Below are 18,635 nucleotides of genomic sequence, written 5' to 3'. Positions count from 1 at the left end.
ATGACGACCACCATGCCTCTGTCGAAGGCGATCACTGCGGGTCTGCGGAAGGCGATGGAGGACGACGACAAAGTCGTGCTCATCGGTGAGGACATCGGGAAGCTCGGCGGTGTGTTCCGGGTGACGGAGGGGCTGCAGAAGGACTTCGGTGAGCAGCGGGTCATCGACGCGCCGCTCGCGGAGTCCGGAATCGTCGGCACCTCCATCGGGATGGCGATCCGCGGATACCGGCCCGTCGTGGAGATCCAGTTCGACGCCTTCATCTTCCCCGCCTACGACCAGATCGTCACACAGGTCGCCAAGCTCCACGCCCGCACCCACGGGCACGAATCGATCCCCATGGTCATCCGGGTGCCCTACGGCGGCGGGATCGGGTCTCCGGAGCATCACTCGGAGAGCCCGGAAGCGGTCTTCGCCCACCATGCCGGTCTGCGGGTCATCTCCCCGTCGACCGCGCATGACGCGTACTGGATGATCCAGGATGCGATCCGCAGCGACGACCCCGTGATGTTCTTCGAACCCAAGCGCCGCTACTGGATGCGGGGCGACGTCGACACGGCTGCCCGCGGTGCGGACACGCACGCGGCGCAGGTCGTGCGCGAGGGGACGGACCTCACGCTCGTCTCCTACGGGCCGCTCATGCCGACCGCACTGGATGTCGTGAACGCGAAGGCAGAGGAGGGCGCGAGCGTCGAACTCATCGACCTCCGCAGCCTGAGCCCGATCGACTTCGACACGATCGAGGCGTCCGTGAAGCGCACGGGCCGTCTGGTCGTCGCCCACGAGGCCCCCGTGTTCCTGGGGCTGAGCTCCGAGATCGCCGCGCGGATCACAGAGCGCTGCTTCTTCCACCTCGAGGCACCGGCTCTGCGGGTCGGGGGGTTCCACACCCCGTACCCGCCGTCGAAGCTCGAAGAGCACTACCTGCCGGACCTCGATCGCATCCTCGACGCCGTCGACCGCTCGCTCGCGTTCTGAGCGGAGCACGACCGCGTCACCGAAAGGACACCATGTCTGACGTCTTCCTCCTCCCCGATCCGGGAGAGGGACTCACAGAAGCTGACATCGTCTCGTGGAAGGTCGCCGCCGGCGACCCGGTGACGGTGAACCAGATCCTCGTCGAGATCGAGACCGCGAAGTCTCTCGTCGAGCTGCCCAGCCCCCACGCGGGGACCATCGCGGAACTCCTCGTCGAGGAGGGTCAGACCGTCGAGGTGGGGACACCCATCGTCCGGTTCGGCCCCGTGGGCGGGGAGCCGCCCGCGCAACCTGCCGCAGCAGACGCCGGTGGTGCGACCACCGGTGCTGACAGCACTGCCTCCACCGCCGAGGCCCCGCCCGCTGCTCCGTCCGAGGAGACCTCGGGCGCGACCCTTGTGGGATACGGGGCCGTCGCCTCCTCCTCGAAGCGCCGCCCTCGCAAGAGCGCACCGTCCGGCGCGGGTGCGGCCCCCGCACCTGAGACCCCGGCCGCCGCCTCCGCTGCAGCTGGCGCGCAGGGCTCCGCACCGGCCGTCCCGGACGCTCCTGCGCCCGGGGGCGAGGCTCCCGCCGCGGAGGCCGGTGGACGACCTCTGGCGAAGCCGCCCGTGCGGAAGCTCGCGAAGGACAGCGGTGTCGACCTCCGCGACGTCGCGGCGACCGGGCCCAGCGGTGAAGTGACACGCGCGGACCTCCTCCAGCACCTCGAAGGCTCCGGTGCCGAGGCGGGGGCGGCTGCTGCGTCACCCGTCGCGAGTGAGGCGGGGCAGCCGGCCGCAACGGCGGGTGCCGCGGGCACGACCGGCACTGCCGCCTCGGCCGCGGAGCGTGAGGAGCGCATCCCGGTCAAGGGCGTGAAGAAGGCGATGGCGAACGCGATGGTCGCCTCCGCGTTCACCTCTCCGCACGTGACGATCGGCGTGGAGGTCGACGTCACCGGCACCATGGACCTCGTGCGGCGCCTCAGGGCGGACCGCGCGCTGGGCGAGACCGTCCGCGTGTCCCCGCTGCTCATCATGGCGAAGGCGGTGACGCAGACTGCGATGCGCTACCCCTACATGAATGCGCGCATGGACGGGGACGACGTGGTCCTGCGCCGCTACGTGAACCTGGGGATCGCTGCGGCGACGGACCGCGGGCTCATCGTGCCGAACATCAAGGACGCGGATCGGATGGGTCTGCGGGAGCTCGGTGAGGGCATCGGCGAACTCGTCGAGGTCGCGCGCTCGGGTCGCACGTCGCCTGCAGCTCAGTCCGGCGGGACCATCACGATCACCAACGTGGGCGTGTTCGGGGTCGACTGGGGCACCCCCATCATCAACCCGGGCGAGAGTGCGATCGTGGCCGTGGGACGCGTCCAGACGAAGCCCTGGGTTGTTGACGGGTCAGTAGTTCCGCGTGAAGTGATGACGGTGACGGTCTCCGCGGATCACCGCGTCGTCGACGGCGAGACGATCTCGCGTTTCCTGCGCGACGTGGCCGACGCATTGGAAGATCCGGTCCGCCTGCTCTTCTGATCCTGCGGTTCCCGCGGCGGGGCGGTGCGCAGCGACAATGTGTCGCAGCGCACCGCCCCGCCTACGTATCTGTACGCATTGATAGTGAACTCGAGTGCGCATTTCTTTGTTTACTCTTCGGTAGCATTTCCTCATTCTCCGCATACTGGCCAGTAGTATTTTCATTCAGGTTTGGCACCTCTCGGGAATGCGATCGAAGCGGCTAAAGAATGGCGGACGAATACCGGTCGGCTGGTACGTCAAAATCGGAGGAACGGCAGGCCAGAGCCTCAGGGGGTGCGTCCCGCCCGGGAGTTCTTGAAATGCGAGACAGTAGCGACCGTCACTAAAACTAATGTTGTTTCAAGATGCTTATGGCTACTGCGAGTGTTACTCTGAAACACGCAATATCCCGAGATTGGTGAAGGCCTGCCGGTCTCGGACATCAGAAAAGCATGCTCCGTGCGCCGCTTCACCGTGGATGACGGAGGCACGAACGGGTAAACAAAAGAGGGGTGGCCGATGTCGCCACATCAGAATGCACCGCTGCGTCGTCAACGACGCTCCGCACAGCGTGACTCCCTGCGCGCGATCATGGATCGTGACCGCAGGTTGATCTCCGCGCAGGACATCTACATGAACCTGCGCTCCGCCGGCGCGGAGATCTCGCTGGCGACCGTCTACCGCCATCTGCAGAACCTCAGCGAAGCGGGTGAGATCCATGCGGCCTACGGTCGCGACGGTGAAGCGCTCTACCGGCGCTGCAGCGACACCCCGCACCACCACCTCCGCTGCAGCCACTGCGGACGCACGGAGGAGATCGCCGCAGAGGCGGAGCAGGAATCTCTGTCGCAGTCGGCCTCGGTGCTGGGGTACGGCGACGTCGAGTTCACGATCGAGCTCGTGGGCATGTGCTCCGGCTGCCGCGAAGACGACGGAGGTGTGCGGGCGGTCTGACGCCCCACCCGTCGCGGCAGAAGGCCCTGAGCGTGTGTGTGGGAGCTCCGGCTCCCGCCCGTCGCTCAGGGCCTTCTGCGTGCGGCTCAGTCGTTGAGCTCGGTCGTGCCGTCGGGACCTTCCGACGTCGACAGCTTCTTCGCGAAGCAGTTGTCGCGGTCCAGCCCCAGGTTCCGGCACGTCGCGAGCGCGTCCGCAGGGTCGTCGTAAGGCTCCGCGAGCACGGTCACCCAGAAGTCGCCCAGCCGGAAGCTGCTCCAGTCGCCGCTCCACAGGAGCACGGCCTCCGGGTGCCGCCGCTGGTTCTCCTCGAACTCCTCGAGGATCGCCTCGTCGTCCCACGTGCGCCCGTTGGCCTCCAGGTCCTCCTTCTTGGCGCTCAGCTGGACGACCCACTGGCCCTCCAGCTGCTCGTGGGCGATGCGCGTGCCGTCTGCGACGTGCTCGTTCAACAGGTCCTCCGCCGGCGGAGGGGCACCCTCCGAGGCTTCGGGGGTGTCATCGGCTGTGCGGTCGGTCGGATCGGTGGCCGGCGTTTCGATGTCGGTGGCCTGCACGCCACGGTCGGGTCCGAGGAAGACGAAGCCCAGCGTGACGCCCAGGGCGACGACCGCCAGCAGCGCGACGGTCCCGACCGCTGCGGGCACCCACCTGCGGCGCGGGCGGGTGCCTCCGTTCCCGTTGTCGGTGCCGGGGCCCGCGGCGACAGCGGCGGCACTGGTGGCATGGGGTGCGGCACTGGCGGCAGCCCCGGAGGTTGAGCCACTGCCCGCCACGTGGCCGACGGCTGCGGACCCGGGCGACCCGACGGGCTCCGTGTGAGGGGGCTTCGTGGGCAGTGAGCTGCCCGCCCCGGGAGCGAACGGTGGCGCAGACGGCATGGGGGGCGCGGGCGGGTAGCCGGCCGGGGCCTCGGCGAGGGCGCTGTGGGGGCCCGCGTGAGGACTTCCCTGCGCGTGGCCGGCGTGGCCCTGCGGTCGCCCCGACCCGGAGCCCGGGTGGGCCGGGAGTTCACCCGAGTGCCGCGCGATGTACTCGTAGTACGTCGACCGGTCATCGGCTGCCGACGAACCGCGGAGCGCTGAGGAGCCGCCGGTTCCTGCGGAGCCGAAGGACGCCGACGAGCCGGACGCCGACGAGCCGGACGCAGACGAGAGCGCCTCCGCGAGCAGCCCGCGCGGATAGTAGGCCCCGTCGGACGCGAGATAGTATTCGGTGCCGTCGTCACCGCGGTAGTAGAGCACCCCGTCGCCCCCGTACCAGTGGACGCCGCCGGTGTACTGCGCGGGAGCGCTGTCCGAGCCGACAGGGCCCGAGTACTCCTGCTCCGCACTGTGCGCCTTGCGGATGCGCGGGCGCGACGACGGAGGCCGACCGTCGGAGCTCATCGGTCTCCGTTCGTGCGGCACCCGATCCTCACGGGCGCAGGTGGCAGGAAGTGCATGCAGTCACTCTGACACGCGGCTACGGGTGCGGCAACATCTGACGCCGTCCTCGCGGACCCGTCCGCGCCGATCCCCGACTTGCCGGTCCGCTCCCGCCTCGCATAAGATTGTGGACTGTTGTGAAAGCGGCGTGTCGCCGCAGAACCCCTTGCGGTCGCCCGGATGCCCGGCGCGGAAGCGGGGAAGCTGTGGACACGGCTCGCCGCATGTGCTCATTGAGCGCTGCACGTACGCTAGGCCCTCTCTCACAGGCTTCGGCTACAGCGCTGGTGAGACATCACGTGGTCCGTCCCATGGCGGGCCATGTACGCACACCCTCACCGGGTGCCTGCAACTTCACCGATCGCGGCTCCACAGGCGTGTGTCCGCACACGCAGGAGCTGCACCCGGTGAAAGCTGTGCTGATGTCTGCGATGGATGCAGGCAGGCGGCTGGATGGATGCGTCAACACTCGCTCGATCCGGCCGGTGCTTCACCGCCGCCAACTGTGAACTGGAGGAAGACATGGCAGCGATCTGCCAGGTGACCGGGGCTGTCCCCGGTTTCGGACACAACGTGTCCCACTCGAACCGCCGCACCAAGCGTCGTTTCGACCCGAACATTCAGAAGAAGCGCTACTACGTGCCGTCTCTGCGCAAGAACGTCACCCTCAACGTGTCCGTCAAGGGCATCAAGGTGATCGACGTCCGCGGCATCGACGCGGTTGTGGCCGACCTCGTCTCGAAGGGAGTGAAGCTCTGATGGCAAAGGCCCAGGACATTCGCCCCATCATCAAGCTGAAGTCGACTGCCGGCACCGGGTTCACCTACGTGACCCGCAAGAACCGCCGCAACAACCCGGACCGCATCGTGCTCAAGAAGTACGACCCGGTGGTCCGCAAGCACGTCGATTTCCGAGAGGAGCGCTGAGCGCACATGGCCAAGAAGTCGAAGATCGCACGCGAGAAGCAGCGTCAGGTGATCGTGGAGCGCTATGCAGAGCGCCGCGCCACCCTGAAGCGTCAGCTCGTCAGCCCTGACAGCACCGATGAGCAGCGCGAAGAGGCCCGTCTGGGCCTCCAGAAGCTGCCTCGGGACGCGTCGCCGGTGCGCCTGCGCAACCGCGACCAGGTCGATGGTCGTCCTCGCGGGCACCTCCGCAAGTTCGGACTGTCCCGTGTCCGCTTCCGCGACATGGCACACAAGGGCGAACTGCCCGGCGTCACCAAGTCCAGCTGGTGATCTCCTGAGGATCTGCGTGCCGGATCCGCTCAACCGGGTGCTTCGTCTGGTAGTTTCGGACCAGTCGGAAACCCGTACACCGAAACTCACGTGCACACAGTCCTGAAGGAGGACACATCCATGGCTAAGAACCGCAGCGAACTCGTCGCAGAGGTTGCAGAGAAGTCCGGACTGACCCAGAAGCAGGTCTCCGACGTGCTCGACGGCGTCTTCGAGTCCTTCACGGACGCCGTTGAAGCCGGCGAGAAGCTCACGATCCCGGGCTGGCTGTCCGTCGAGCGCACCGAGCGTGCCGCTCGCAAGGGCCGCAACCCGCAGACCGGCGCTGAGATCGAGATCCCGGCGGGCTACTCCGTCAAGCTGTCCGCTGGTTCGAAGCTGAAGGCTGCTGCTGGCACGAAGAAGTGAACGGATGCGCTCACGCGCATGACCGTTGACGAGCGGCCGGATCCCCAGAGGGTCCGGCCGCTCTTTCGTGTGCACGGGCCGCTCGGCGTTCACAGACTGGGACGGGAGGCGTCGCCCCTCGGAACGGGGAAGCGACCGGCTCGCGCGGGGCTGCGGCGCGGCGATACCCTGGAGTCATGCGCATCTCCGGAATCCAGCTGGGCTATGACGACGACGAAACGCTCGACGACCGGGTGGCCCGTGTGGGCGACCTCGTCCGCACGCAGCACGCGGCGGACCTCGTCGTCCTGCCGGAGCTGTGGCCGTCCACCGGCTTCGACTACCGCCGCTGGGGTGCGGCCGCGCAGACGCTCGACGGCACGGTCGTGTCCGCGATGCGCGAGGCCGCACGGGACATCGGCGCCTACCTCCACATGGGCTCGCTCATCGAGGCGACGCCGGAGGCGCTCACGCGTCTGGAGTCCGTCGACCACGACGTCACCCGGCTGCCCGCGATCCCGGACGGTGAGCGCGGACTGTGGAACACCTCGGTCCTCATCGACCCTGCGGGTGAGGTGATCGCCTCCTACCGGAAGATCCACCGGTTCGGGTTCGGCAACGGCGAGCCGAAGCTGCTCGAGGCCGGTGAGGACGTCGTCACGGCGTCTATCGAGGTCGACGGGCGCACAGTCACCCTGGGGCTGGCGACCTGCTACGACCTCCGCTTCCCGGAGCAGTTCCGGGCCCTGCTGGACGCCGGTGCCGAGGTGTTCGTCGTCCCGGCCGCCTGGCCGGCTCCGCGTGTGGACCACTGGAGCCTGCTGGCACGTGCCCGTGCCGCAGAGGACTTCTGCGCGATGGTCGCCGTCAACACCGCGGGCTTCCACTCCAGGACGCAGATGGGAGGACACTCCGTGGTCCTCGACGCGTCCGCGAACGTGCTCGCCGAAGCGGGCCCGGACGAGACGATCATCACCGCGGACCTCGACATCGAGACGATCCACACGCGCAGGACGTCCTTCCCCGCGCTGGGCGACCGCCGCCTGTGACCGCACGGAGCGCGAAGGGCACTGGAGGGTCTACGGCCGCGGGCCCACCGCCGAAGGGCTCGCGGCCAACCACTGGTGCACGGGGCTCTGCGGCGTCCCGGACACCCCCGACCATTGACGCGACGACCGGGATCGAGCCACAGGTCCGCGTCGCCGCCCTGCCGCTGTACGTCCTCATCGGATCGATCGTCGGATCGATCGGACTCATCGGGACCGGCGCCGCCGCCCCCACTGTGCTCGCCGATTCGGGGCCCCTGGGCCGCTGGGGCCTGCCCACCGCGGAATTCCTCTTCAACACGGCGATGGCCGTGACCATCGGCGCGCTGCTGCTCGCCGTCGTCGTCTTCCCCCGCACCACGGGTCGCAAATCCTCGCGGATCGACCCCGAATGGGAGCGGCTTCTGGGCATCGCACAGGTGTCGTCGGCGATCTGGACCGTCAGCTCCGTCGCCGTGCTCATCCTCACGTACATCGACACGGCCGGCGCGCAGGCGTTCCAGGGGGACTTCTCCGCCCAGCTGTGGTCCTTCATCACCGACATCGACCTGGGCCGCGTCTGGCTGGTGATCGTCTGCCTCATCGCGGTGGGCTCGATGCTGGTATTCGGTCTGCGGTCCTACGGAGGGGTCGCGGTAGCGCTCGTCCTGTCGGCCCTGCCCATCCTCTTCCTGTCGATCCTCGGGCACTCCGCCGAGGCGAAGGGGCACATCGAAGCCGTCGGCAGCCTGTCGATCCACCTCGTGGGCGTCGTCATCTGGGTGGGTGGGCTCCTCTGCCTGGCCTTCATCTCGCCCGGCCTCACCCGCCGTGCGGACCTGGGCGTGCTCGTCGCCCGGTACTCCACCATCGCGCTCATCGCCTACGCACTGGTCATGTACTCCGGGCTCACCAACGCGCTGCTGCGCATGGGCGGCATCTCCGACTGGGCGACGCCGTACGGCCTCGTGCTCCTCACCAAGCTCGCACTCACGGTCCTCCTGGGTGTCATCGGCTGGACCCACCGCCGCTCCGTCGTCGCGAGGCTGCCCGGCGCCGCCCTCGCACCCCCGGCGACCAGGGGGAAGGCGGACGCTGACGGGGCGGCGACGACCACCTCGGGCGCGGTGAGCGCTGCTCTGCTGTTCTGGCGACTGGTGCTGGGCGAGATCGTCCTCTTCGCAGCGGCGACCTCGCTGGGCGTCGTCCTGTCGCGGACCGCACCCCCTGTCCCCGACGACCCGCCGTCGCGGCCCACGGCCTCCGAAGTGCTCTCCGGTGAACCGCTCCCGCCGGAGCCCACGTGGGGAACCTTCTTCACCGAATGGCGCATCGACCCGCTGTGGGCGGTCGTCACCGTGGGCGCCGCCGTGTTCTACCTGCTCGCCGTCAAGCGCCTGCGGGACCGCGGCGACTCGTGGCCGCTCCATCGGACGATCTGCTGGCTGTTCGGACTCACGGTGCTGTTCTACGTCACCTGCGGCGGCGCAGCCATCTACGGGCGCGTCCTGTTCTCCTCGCACATGATCCAGCACATGGTGCTCGTCATGATCGCACCGATCCCTCTGGTGCTCGGCGCACCGATCACACTGCTGATGCGCGGGATCCCCGCACGGCGCGACGGTTCTCGCGGCGTGCGCGAATGGGTGCTCATCATCGTCCATTCCCGGTACGCATCGTTCTGGTCGCATCCGATCGTCGCCGCGATGAACTTCGCGGGCTCCCTCATCGTCTTCTACTACTCCGGCATCATGTGGTACGCGCTCGACACCCACATCGGGCACGAACTCATGATCCTGCACTTCCTGGCCGCCGGGTACTTCTTCGCCCAGTCGATCATGGGCGTCGACCCCGGCGTGAAGCGGTTCGCGTACCCGCTGCGCCTCCTCATCCTGCTCGCGACGATGGCGTTCCACGCGTTCTTCGGGATCTCGATCATGTCCGCGACCTCGCTCATCGCAGGTGACTGGTACGGCAACATGGGCCACGGCTGGGCGAGCGCACTGGACGACCAGGGGACCGGAGGCGAGATCGCCTGGGCCATCGGCGAGTTCCCCACCCTGGCACTCGCGATCCTCATGGCGGTCGAGTGGTACGGCGCCTCGTCCCGCGAGGCGAAGCGGGCCGACCGGACGGAGGCCAGGACCGGTGACGCGGAGCTGACCGCGTACAACCGGATGCTGGCGGGACTCGCGGCGGAGGACCAGCGGCGCGAAGGCGGGTGACGGGAGGCCCCCGTGGTGTTCGCCGCACACTGCCTGTGCGCGAATGCAGTGAGCTGAGACACCGGAAACGCACAGTGTGCCTTGAAACCGGGGCCCGTTGCCTCCATGCTGGGGGCGATATGTGCGCTGAGGGCATCGACGCCCTCTGACGCACTCCGCGCCGGGGTCGGCGCGTTCCCGGAGACTCGCGGCGATGTCGCAGCGAGAGCTCAGGACGCGCGGCCTCCACAGTTCCTCCGGGAGTGAGAATGTCCACCACACCAGGAGCGACGAACGCCGAGCAGCCGTCGATGAGGAAGCAGCTGCAGCGTGTCGTCGCCGCGTCCATGGCCGGCACCGTCGTCGAATGGTACGAGTTCTTCCTCTACGCATCCGCGGCGACGCTCGTCTTCAACCACATCCTCTTCCCGCCGTCCGACAACCCCTTCGACGCGGTCATCGCGGCGTTCGGGACGTACGCGGTGGGCTTCATCGCCCGTCCCATCGGCGGCATCGTGTTCGGCCACTTCGGGGACAAGTACGGGCGCAAGACCCTGCTGCAGTTCTCGATCGTGCTCGTCGGTGTCGCGACCTTCCTCATGGGCTGTCTGCCGACGTTCGACCAGATCGGCTATGCCGCGCCGGTCATCCTCGTCATCCTCCGGTTCTTCCAGGGCTTCGCGGTGGGCGGTGAGTGGGGCGGAGCCGTGCTGCTCGTCGCCGAGCACTCGCCCAAGGAGTCCCGCGGGTTCTGGGCGTCCTGGCCGCAGTCCGGCGTGCCGCTGGGCAACCTGCTGGCCACCGGCGTCCTCTTCGTCCTCACCGCGGTGCTCTCCGACGAGGCGTTCCTGTCGTGGGGCTGGAGGGTCGCGTTCTGGCTGTCGGCCGTCATCGTGCTCATCGGCTACTACATCCGCACGCGCGTGTCCGATGCGCCGATCTTCCAGGAGGCGAAGCAGGAGGTCATCGAGGACGACGCGGGCTACGGCGTCATCGAGGTCTTCAAGCGCTACCCGCGCGGCGTGTTCTGCGCGATGGGCCTGCGGCTGGTGGAGAACATCCACTACTACATCGTCGTCACGTTCACGATCACGTACCTGTCGCTCCAGGTGGGGGTCGAGAGCGAAGAGATCCTCGGGCTCCTGCTGGGCGCCCACGCGATCCATGCGATCATCGTGCCGTTCATCGGGAAGGCCACCGACATCATCGGCCGCAAGCCGCCGTACCTCGTCGGCATCCTGCTCACCGCCACATGGGGCTTCTTCGCCTTCCCCCTGTACGACACGGGCGACGCCCTCATGATCTTCATCGGCATCCTTGCGGGCCTGCTGTTCCACGGGCTCATGTACGCACCGCAGCCGGCGATCATGTCCGAGATGTTCCCGACCCGCATGCGGTACTCGGGTGTCTCCATCGGCTACCAGGTGACGGCGATCGTCGCGGGTTCCTTCGCGCCGATCATCGCCACCACACTCCTGCGGAACACGGGATCCTCCGTCCCGATCGCCATCTATCTGGCGATCGCCAGCGCGATCTCACTCGTCGCGCTCTACTTCACGAAGGAGACGCGCGGAGTCGACCTCGCGGACGTCGACCGCACGGACGCAGAATCCCGGGTGGCACGCCGCCACGGGAAGCTCGACGACATCCCCGGCGCGTGACAAGGGGCGTGACGGGGCGCCTGACAGGCACGTGACGGGTACCCGCCGCGGCGCCTGACACGCCACGTGACGGGTGACCGCCGGGGCGCCTGACACGGCACGCGAGCACACTCGTCTTGCTCATCACCTACGTCCGCGTACAGGACCATTTTCGCGAATGCGCCGGTCCTGTACGCGGACGTAGTTTCGTCTCCCCGGACCTCCTGGGGTGGGGCTCCGCGTCAGCCGCGTGCGGATCTCGCAGTGGGTGCGATCGGACGGGTGTCGACGTGTATCAGGCGGGCGGATAGGGCACTGCGACGATGTTCGCTGTGCCCTTGCCTGTGAGCAGCTTCGACATCGGGCACCGTGCGTGTGCCGCCGCAGCGAGCGCATCCGCCTCGCCCGGTGTCGTGTCGGAGAACGCGATGTAGGCCGTGGGCGCGAACGCGTACCCGGGGCCGGTCGTGTCCTCCCGCAGTTCCACCTCCACACGCACCGACACCTTCCGCTCATCGCCGGCGACGATGCGCGCGCTGGCAGACAGACATGTGGCCCACGCCAGTGCCAGCAGCTCCTCGGGGTTGGTCTCCGGGGAATCAGCCGGTGGTCCGTCCCCGGCGTCGGCGTCGCCTGTGGTGTGAGCTGGGGTGAGGGGCGGCTGCGTGGGTGCAAGCGGTGGCTGCGCGGGCAACAGCGGTGGCTGTGCAGGGTCCAGGGGCGACCGCGCGGGTGGCGGGGAAGACCGCGCGGGTGCCAGCGGAGACCTGACCGCGATGCGCAGTCCACCGTCAGCCCAGCTCTCGCCGTCCGGCCCCGTGTGGTTGTGCGCCGTCGCGGTGTAGAGGGCGCGGCCGTCGGTTTTCTCGCGATTCATCGTGGCCTCCTGGACCTGGTCGACGTGTGCTTCCCGGGGTCCGAGCGCCACCCGTGGTCGCATCGCTCACTCTGGCCGGAGTGTGCTCTACGCAATGCTCTCACCACGGTTTCCGCGAAGGGACCGCACTAGGATGAGGGTGCACTTACTCGGTGCGGGTGAGGGACGGATGCTCCCGACATCCGCGCAGCATCCTGTCACCCCACCGTGGAGAATGATCGCCATCACCGTGCACCCCGCGTCGTCCGAGGAGCGCTCCGTCGAGGAGCCTTCACCCGAAAGGCGTTCGCGCCCCGCTGTCGAACTCAGCGCGGTCACGAAGCGATTCGGCGTCGTCACGGCACTCGACGACGTGTCACTCGCGATCGAGCGAGGGGAGATCTTCGGAGTCCTCGGTGAGAGCGGCGCGGGGAAGTCGACGCTGCTGGAGCTCCTGGGGTGCCTCGACCATCCCACCGACGGGACCGTGGTCGTCGACGGAGTGGACCCTTCGACGCTGTCCGCACGCAAGCTCAACAGGCTCCGGCATCGGATCGGCACCGTGTTCCAGGGCTTCAACCTGCTGGGCAACCGCACGGTGCGCGACAACATCGAACTGCCGCTCACGATCCAGCGCCGACGTGACCCGGAGTTCGTCGAATCGCTGCTGGGATTCGTGGGTCTGGAGCACCGCGCGGACCATCACCCCGCGCAGCTGTCCGGTGGGGAGAAGCAGCGGGTCGCGATCGCACGGGCCCTTGCGACGCGTCCGACCGTGCTGCTGTGCGACGAGCCCACCTCCGCGCTCGACACGCACACGACTGCGGACATCCTCCGCCTGCTGGAGAACGCCCGCGACGAATTCGGCGCGACCATCGTCATCGTCACCCACGAACTCGACGTCGTGAAGACCGTCTGCCGTCGTGCCGCCGTGTTCGAACGGGGCCGCCTGCGAGAGATCCTCGAGGTGACGAGCGGGCGCGGTGGGTCGGTCGGGACGTACCTCGAGCACGCGCGGAGGGCACTGCAGGAATGATGCGTGAACGGCGGGAAGACGAGTCGATGCAGGACGGGGTGGGCTGGTGAGCGCGATCCGGGACGTCTTCGTCGACTACGGCGACAAGATCGCCCAGGCCCTCATCGAGACCGGCTACATGGTGGTCATCGCGATCATCGCCGCGGTCCTGCTGGGTCTGCCCCTGGGCACACTCATCTACTTGACCCGGCGGGGCGGTCCGCTGGAGCACCGCGTCGTCTGGGCGCTCGCAGACCTCTACGTCACGATCGTCCGGTCCTTCCCGTTCCTGCTGTTCGTCGTCTTCATGATCCCGGTGACGAGGTTCGTGTTCGGGACGACGTTCGGCACGACCGCCGCGTCCTTCCCTCTGGCGTTCGTCGCGGTCGCCATCTACGCCCGCCTGGTGGAGCAGATCCTGCTGGAGATCCCCAGCGGCATCCTCAAGGCAGCGCGCTCGATGGGGGCGAGCGTCTGGCAGACGGTCACGAAGTTCCTCTACGTCGAGGCGAGATCCGGGCTCGTCTACGCCCTCACCTCCGCGACGATCAGCTTCGTCTCCTATTCGACCGTGCTGGGTGTGGTGGGCGGTGGCGGTGTGGGCGACTTCGCCCTGCGCTACGGCTACCAGGAGTACAAGTTCGCGCTCATGTACGTGACGATCGTCCTCATCATCGTCTGCGTCCTCCTTCTCCAGATGACCGGTCACCTGGTCTCACGAGCCCTCGACAAGCGCTGACGGGATGAAAAGCAACCGGAATCGACTTCACCAGACGAACCCGACAGCCAGCTGACCACTCACCCGGACCTTCACTCACTCGGACCATCAATCAGCTCTACCACCACCCATCCGGATCACCACTCACAAAGGACATGCATGATCACTCGCCGCTTCCTTCTTCCCGTCTCCTCGCTCGCCGTCGCCGCGCTGGCACTCACCGGATGCGGGGGTGGAGGCGCGGATGACACGACGACGCTCCAGGTCGCGGCCGCGACGCCACCGATGACGAACATCGTCGAAGCCGCCAGTGAGGCGATCGGCGACGGGTACGAGATCGAGATGGTCGAGGTCGCCGACTATGTGCAGCCCAACGTGATGCTCGAAGCGGGTGAGATCGACGCGAACTTCGTCCAGCATGTGCCGTTCATGGAGCAGTTCAACGAGTCCAACGACGCGTCTCTGGTGGGAGTGCAGCCGGTGTATCTCACGGCGGTCGCGTTCTACTCGCAGGACCTCGACTCGATCGACGACCTGCCGGACGGCGGGCACGTCACCCTGCCAGCGGACAGCGCCAACCTGGGACGTGCCCTGCAGATGCTCGCCGACGAGGAGATCCTCACCCTCGATCCTGCAGTCGACCGCTTCGCAGCGACCATGGACGACATCACGGACAACCCCCGGGACCTGGAGTTCGTCGAGGTCGAGCTGCTGCAGGCCAACGCGGCGTACGAGGAGTCCGACGCGGTGTTCAACCTGCCGGCCTTCGCGAACCAGATCGACCTCAGCCCGTTCGAGGACGGGCTCACCTTCGAGGAGGACGCCCAGTTCGCGGTGACACTCGTGTCCCGCGAGGACAACGCGGATTCGCCCGAGGTCGCAGCCCTCAAGGAGGCGTTCACGAGCGAGCAGGTGCAGGCGGTCCTCGACGACTTCGAGTCGACGCCCGCGTTCTGACCGGCCTCACCTGTCAGCGGACCAGCTTCCGCGCGATGACGTGCGCGCACGCCGCAGCACCGACGAGGAGTACCGCGCCTGCGACGGTGCTGCGCGTGCTGGCAGGGGCCCCGCCGCGGGCGAAGCGCGCGGCAGGCAGCATGATCGTGGGGGCCGTGATCACACCTGCCGTATAGCCGCGCGCGGCGATGCTCGCGGCGACGTGCGTGAACACATGCCCTTCCAGACCAGCAGTGACGGCGCGGAAGAGCCGTGATTCGCCGCCGGTCCGGGCTCCTCGCCAACAGGAGACGCCGACCAGCACCCCGACGAGCCCGATCGACACGACGGACTGGCGATGATTCATCGCAAGCGCTGTGTTCCCTGTGCGCTGGGCCAGCATCGCGGTCGTGGAGGGGAAGGCGAAGGCCTCTTCGATGTCGTGGAGGAGCCACCCCGCGAACAGGGCGCCCGCCCGCTTCGCTGCGGTCGTCATCACTCCACAGTACGCGGCGGACCTGGCCGGCCGAGGTTCGGCGCCTGCGTCAGCCGGCCACCTGCCCGTCTGCCCGTCACCTGCCCGGTGGCGCGCGTGACGAGTCCCTCTGTGACGCACGGCGTCGGCTCGTGTCCGTCGTGCTCCTTAGACTGGGTGGAGTCCGAGAGCAGGAGGTTCGCACGTGCCGATGACACAGGCGATGCTGGAGACGGCATCGCAGCACCCGCAGCGGCCGGCGATCGTCGGCGCGGAGGGCCGTCTCACGTACGGGGAGCTCATCGACGACTCCGCCCGGCTGTTCGCCGCCATTGACGGTCTGCATGCTGCTCAGTCCCGGCCGCCGGTCCCCGCCCCGGAGACCCGCGGCATCCCCATCACCGCGATGAGTGTCGGATCGGCCTACCAGACCGCACGCTTCATCGCGGGGCTGGCGGGCTTCCGAGCTGTGTCCGCGACGATCGATCCGCGCTGGCCCCTCGACCATCGTGTGGACGTCATCCTCAGCACCGGGATCGGCGTCGTCATCACGGATGCGGAGGACCTGGCGCCCGCGCTGCAGGAGAGGGACTGGACCGGCACCGTCGTGGGTCTCGACGAGTTCCTCGCACTCCTCGAAACCCTTCCCAGTGCCCGGAGGACGCAACCATCCGCCGCGCAAGCGCCGCATGAACAATCGTCTGCGGCGCTGGAACCCCCGACAGTGCGGGACGGCGACGAAGCGTTCCTCATGCTGTTCTCCTCCGGCACGACGAGCAACCCGAAGGCGTTCCTCAAGACCCGCCGCCAGTACCGGGAGAACGCCGCCGTCTCCACCGCGCACCTCGAACCGTTCCCCGGCGTCGCGACGCTAGCGCCCGGCCCCGTCTCCTACAGCCTCACCCTCTACGCGGTCATCGAATGCATGGTGACCGGCGGCAGCGTGCACGTGGCGGACGCGTTCGACGCACTGGCGCTCGCCCGCCGGGTCGAGGCGGAGCACATCACCCGCGTCGTCGCGGTCCCCGCCTTCGTGAAGGCGCTCACGGATGCCGCACGACGGGACCACGACCGGTTCGGGTCCCTGGACCTCGTCGTCACCGGTGGTGCGAACCTGCCGGCGTCGATCCGTGACGGTCTTGCGGCGATCCTGCCCACCGTGCGCCTCATCAGCTACTACGGAGCTGCGGAGATCGGATTCATCGGTGACAGCCGTGCGGGCGATGGGACCCTCATCAGCGTCTACGACGGGATCGGCGCGTCGATCCGGGACGATTCCGGGGCCGAGGTCCCGGCCGGCGACCTCGGCACCCTCTGGATCCGGGCCGCGGCCTGCTCCGACGGGTACCTCGCAGGCACGACCGACGAGGTGCTCGTCGGCTCCGACGGATGGGCCACCGTCCACGATCAGGGTCGGTTGGTCGACGGGCAGCTCGAACTCGTCGGCCGGGCCGGGGACATCGCCGTGACAGGTGGACACAAGGTGGCTCTCACCGAGGTCGAACGCGCCTTCGACGGCTTCCCCCGCCTCACCGCGGTGTGTGCGGTCGCTGTCCCGGACGCCTCGCTGGGAAGCGCGGTCGCGCTCGTCGTGGAGGGTGAGGCCGCACCGGGTGTCGCCAGGGATGGCGGGGGAGCGAGTGCCGAAGTCGGCGGAGCGAGCACCGAAGCAGGGAGAGCCGCTGCCGGTGCCGCGGGAGGTGCGACCAAGGAAGCGCTGCGCAGGCACGCGGAGCGGCGCCTTGCACCGCAGTTCGTTCCGCGCCGCTGGTACCGCGTGGCCCGGCTGCCGCGGACGGTGGGCGGGAAGATCCGCAGGGAAGCGACCGCGGAGCTCGTCGTTGACGGGAAGGCGGAGAGATTGTGAGCGATTCCGTGGACGCACGAGGGGATCACCTGCGGCGGGAATCGTCCGGCCGCCGGGTTGTCGTCACCGGGATGGGAGCGATCACGCCCAGCGGCAACAGCGTGGCCACGCTCTGGCAGTCGGTGCGGGACGGACACAGTGCCATCCGCGTCCTCGAGGGTGAGGAATTCGACGACCTCCCCGTGCGCATCGGGGGACAGGTGCGCGACTTCGATCCCTCCGCATACCTCCCGCGCACGCTCGCCCGCAGGTTGAGCCCAGTCCAGCAGTGGGCGATCGCCGCAGCGGACCAGGCGGTCGCACAGGCGACGATGCAGTCGAATACGGCTGAGACCTCCGGACCGAACGCGGCTACGACCGTGGAGATCCCAGACGCAGCGGCCCCAGCCTCGGCGGCCTCGGCTTCGGCGGTCCCGGGCCCCGACGACTTGCCGTGGGATCCGCAGCGCGTCGTCGTCATCGCGGCCACCGGGTCGGGACCCGTCGACGCGATGCAGGCGGCGACGCGGGCGCTCGACGAAGGAGGCCCCCGGTCGGTGCCGCTCACCCTCGCGATCCACGGCGCTGCAGATGCGGCCGCGGCTCTGCTGAGCCAGCGCTATGGAACCCTCGGCACCGCGCACGCGGTGAACGCCACCTGCGCCTCCGGCGCCATCGGCCTGGGGGACGGGCTGCGGCTCATCCGCCACGGGTACGCGGACGCCGTCCTGGTCGTCGGCATGGAGGACTGCCTGGGACCCGTGAACCTCGCGTCGAACGCGAACATGCGGGCGCTCGCTGCGGGCTACGAGGACGACCCGGCTGCGGCCTGCCGCCCGTTCGACCGTGCCCGCGCGGGTTTCGTCATGTCGTCCGGTGCCGCTGCCGTGCTGCTCGAAGCAGAGGACACCGCCCGCAGTCGCGACGCCGAGGTGCTGGCCGAGCTCGTGGGATTCGGCGCCTCGAGCGACGCCCACCATCCCACCGCTCCGCACCCGGAGGGCCGGGGAGCGGCGCAGGCCATGCGCGTGTGCCTCGCGGACGCCGGGCTGGGGCCGGACGCCGTCGACCACGTGAACACCCACGGCACCGGGACCCCCGCGGGGGACGCTGCGGAGGTGACGGCGCTCGCGGACGTGCTGGGGCCTCGGGCGCGGGACGTGCCGCTCACGGCGACGAAGTCGGCGACGGGACACCTGCTGGGGGCGGCGGGTGTCGTCGAGGCGGTCCTCGCGGTGCGCAGCCTCACTGACGGCTTCCTGCCACCCACGCTCAACCTCGACGACCAGGAGTTCGACGGGTGGGACATCGTGACCGGTGCTGCGCGGGAAGCGGACATCGGGACGGTCCTGTCGACCTCGTTCGGGTTCGGAGGCCACAACGCCGCAGTGCTGTTCGCACACAGATGACACCACACAGACGAGAACGGAAGAT

Annotated in this window: 18 protein-coding genes; 15 read left to right on the top strand and 3 right to left on the bottom strand. The window is 68.6% G+C overall.

The features are described 5' to 3' along the window. The 3 genes from JFC09_RS00735 (at position 1) to JFC09_RS00725 (ending at position 3,434) form a co-directional block, all read left to right on the top strand. On the top strand, positions 1–978 hold the full coding sequence (locus JFC09_RS00735) for an alpha-ketoacid dehydrogenase subunit beta (RefSeq protein WP_232482996.1): 978 nt from the start codon (positions 1–3) through the stop codon (positions 976–978). A gap of 32 nt (positions 979–1,010) precedes the next feature. Next, positions 1,011–2,498: a dihydrolipoamide acetyltransferase family protein gene (locus JFC09_RS00730; RefSeq protein ID WP_198392075.1), complete on the top strand. Its 1,488-nt coding sequence runs from the start codon at positions 1,011–1,013 to the stop codon at positions 2,496–2,498. 501 nt (positions 2,499–2,999) lie between these two features. Next, positions 3,000–3,434 carry a Fur family transcriptional regulator gene (locus JFC09_RS00725; protein ID WP_198392074.1) on the top strand — a complete coding sequence of 145 codons (435 nt, stop codon included), beginning with the start codon at positions 3,000–3,002 and terminating at the stop codon, positions 3,432–3,434. A gap of 86 nt (positions 3,435–3,520) precedes the next feature. Here the strand turns inward: JFC09_RS00725 and JFC09_RS00720 are convergent, their stop codons facing one another. Then, positions 3,521–4,822, bottom strand: a complete 1,302-nt coding sequence (locus JFC09_RS00720) for a hypothetical protein (protein WP_198392073.1) — start codon at positions 4,820–4,822, stop codon at positions 3,521–3,523. 561 nt (positions 4,823–5,383) lie between these two features. Between JFC09_RS00720 and rpmB the strand changes: the two genes are divergently transcribed. From rpmB to JFC09_RS00685, 7 genes are all read left to right on the top strand, one after another. Next, positions 5,384–5,620 carry a 50S ribosomal protein L28 gene (rpmB, locus tag JFC09_RS00715; RefSeq protein ID WP_198392072.1) on the top strand — a complete coding sequence of 79 codons (237 nt, stop codon included), beginning with the start codon at positions 5,384–5,386 and terminating at the stop codon, positions 5,618–5,620. Further along, positions 5,620–5,787, top strand: a complete 168-nt coding sequence (rpmG, locus tag JFC09_RS00710) for a 50S ribosomal protein L33 (protein ID WP_087006391.1) — start codon at positions 5,620–5,622, stop codon at positions 5,785–5,787. Before rpmB ends, rpmG begins: the two co-directional genes overlap by 1 nt. A 6-nt stretch (positions 5,788–5,793) precedes the next feature. After that, on the top strand, positions 5,794–6,099 hold the full coding sequence (gene rpsN, locus JFC09_RS00705; protein ID WP_198392071.1) for a 30S ribosomal protein S14: 306 nt from the start codon (positions 5,794–5,796) through the stop codon (positions 6,097–6,099). Between the two features lie 120 nt (positions 6,100–6,219). Further along, complete coding sequence (locus JFC09_RS00700) at positions 6,220–6,507, top strand: HU family DNA-binding protein (RefSeq protein ID WP_198392070.1); 288 nt, start codon at positions 6,220–6,222, stop codon at positions 6,505–6,507. 176 nt (positions 6,508–6,683) lie between these two features. Continuing rightward, the gene (locus JFC09_RS00695) at positions 6,684–7,535 is read left to right on the top strand and encodes a nitrilase-related carbon-nitrogen hydrolase (protein ID WP_198392069.1); all 852 of its coding nucleotides are present in this window, start codon (positions 6,684–6,686) and stop codon (positions 7,533–7,535) included. Next, positions 7,532–9,736, top strand: a complete 2,205-nt coding sequence (locus JFC09_RS00690) for a cytochrome c oxidase assembly protein (protein ID WP_332839597.1) — start codon at positions 7,532–7,534, stop codon at positions 9,734–9,736. Before JFC09_RS00695 ends, JFC09_RS00690 begins: the two co-directional genes overlap by 4 nt. A gap of 248 nt (positions 9,737–9,984) precedes the next feature. Further along, positions 9,985–11,376: an MFS transporter gene (locus JFC09_RS00685; RefSeq protein WP_269770429.1), complete on the top strand. Its 1,392-nt coding sequence runs from the start codon at positions 9,985–9,987 to the stop codon at positions 11,374–11,376. A 274-nt stretch (positions 11,377–11,650) separates the two neighbouring features. Here the strand turns inward: JFC09_RS00685 and JFC09_RS00680 are convergent, their stop codons facing one another. Next, a complete protein-coding gene (locus JFC09_RS00680; protein ID WP_198392068.1) occupies positions 11,651–12,232 on the bottom strand; it encodes an OsmC family protein in 582 nt (193 codons plus the stop codon). 214 nt (positions 12,233–12,446) lie between these two features. Between JFC09_RS00680 and JFC09_RS00675 the strand changes: the two genes are divergently transcribed. From JFC09_RS00675 to JFC09_RS00665, 3 genes are all read left to right on the top strand, one after another. Next, on the top strand, positions 12,447–13,247 hold the full coding sequence (locus JFC09_RS00675; RefSeq protein WP_198392067.1) for a methionine ABC transporter ATP-binding protein: 801 nt from the start codon (positions 12,447–12,449) through the stop codon (positions 13,245–13,247). A gap of 46 nt (positions 13,248–13,293) precedes the next feature. Continuing rightward, the gene (locus tag JFC09_RS00670; RefSeq protein ID WP_198392066.1) at positions 13,294–13,965 is read left to right on the top strand and encodes a methionine ABC transporter permease; all 672 of its coding nucleotides are present in this window, start codon (positions 13,294–13,296) and stop codon (positions 13,963–13,965) included. Between the two features lie 138 nt (positions 13,966–14,103). Beyond that, positions 14,104–14,901, top strand: coding sequence for a MetQ/NlpA family ABC transporter substrate-binding protein (locus JFC09_RS00665; RefSeq protein ID WP_232482995.1), 798 nt, complete (start codon positions 14,104–14,106; stop codon positions 14,899–14,901). Positions 14,902–14,914: 13 nt separating this feature from the next. Here JFC09_RS00665 and JFC09_RS00660 read toward each other — a convergent pair whose 3' ends face one another. Next, a complete protein-coding gene (locus JFC09_RS00660; RefSeq protein WP_198392065.1) occupies positions 14,915–15,376 on the bottom strand; it encodes an HXXEE domain-containing protein in 462 nt (153 codons plus the stop codon). A gap of 190 nt (positions 15,377–15,566) precedes the next feature. Between JFC09_RS00660 and JFC09_RS00655 the strand changes: the two genes are divergently transcribed. Both JFC09_RS00655 and JFC09_RS00650 read left to right on the top strand, forming a co-directional pair. Next, positions 15,567–17,222 (top strand): class I adenylate-forming enzyme family protein, encoded by a 1,656-nt coding sequence (locus JFC09_RS00655; protein WP_232483065.1) that lies wholly within the window; start codon positions 15,567–15,569, stop codon positions 17,220–17,222. Beyond that, positions 17,219–18,610 carry a beta-ketoacyl-[acyl-carrier-protein] synthase family protein gene (locus JFC09_RS00650; RefSeq protein ID WP_332839596.1) on the top strand — a complete coding sequence of 464 codons (1,392 nt, stop codon included), beginning with the start codon at positions 17,219–17,221 and terminating at the stop codon, positions 18,608–18,610. Before JFC09_RS00655 ends, JFC09_RS00650 begins: the two co-directional genes overlap by 4 nt. The last annotated feature ends 25 nt before the right edge of the window (positions 18,611–18,635 follow it).

The organism is Brevibacterium yomogidense (assembly GCF_016107685.1).
Lineage (GTDB): Bacteria > Actinomycetota > Actinomycetes > Actinomycetales > Brevibacteriaceae > Brevibacterium > Brevibacterium yomogidense.
The sequence above is the reverse complement of the archived record's forward strand: the minus strand, read 5'-3'. Positions and strand labels throughout refer to the sequence as shown.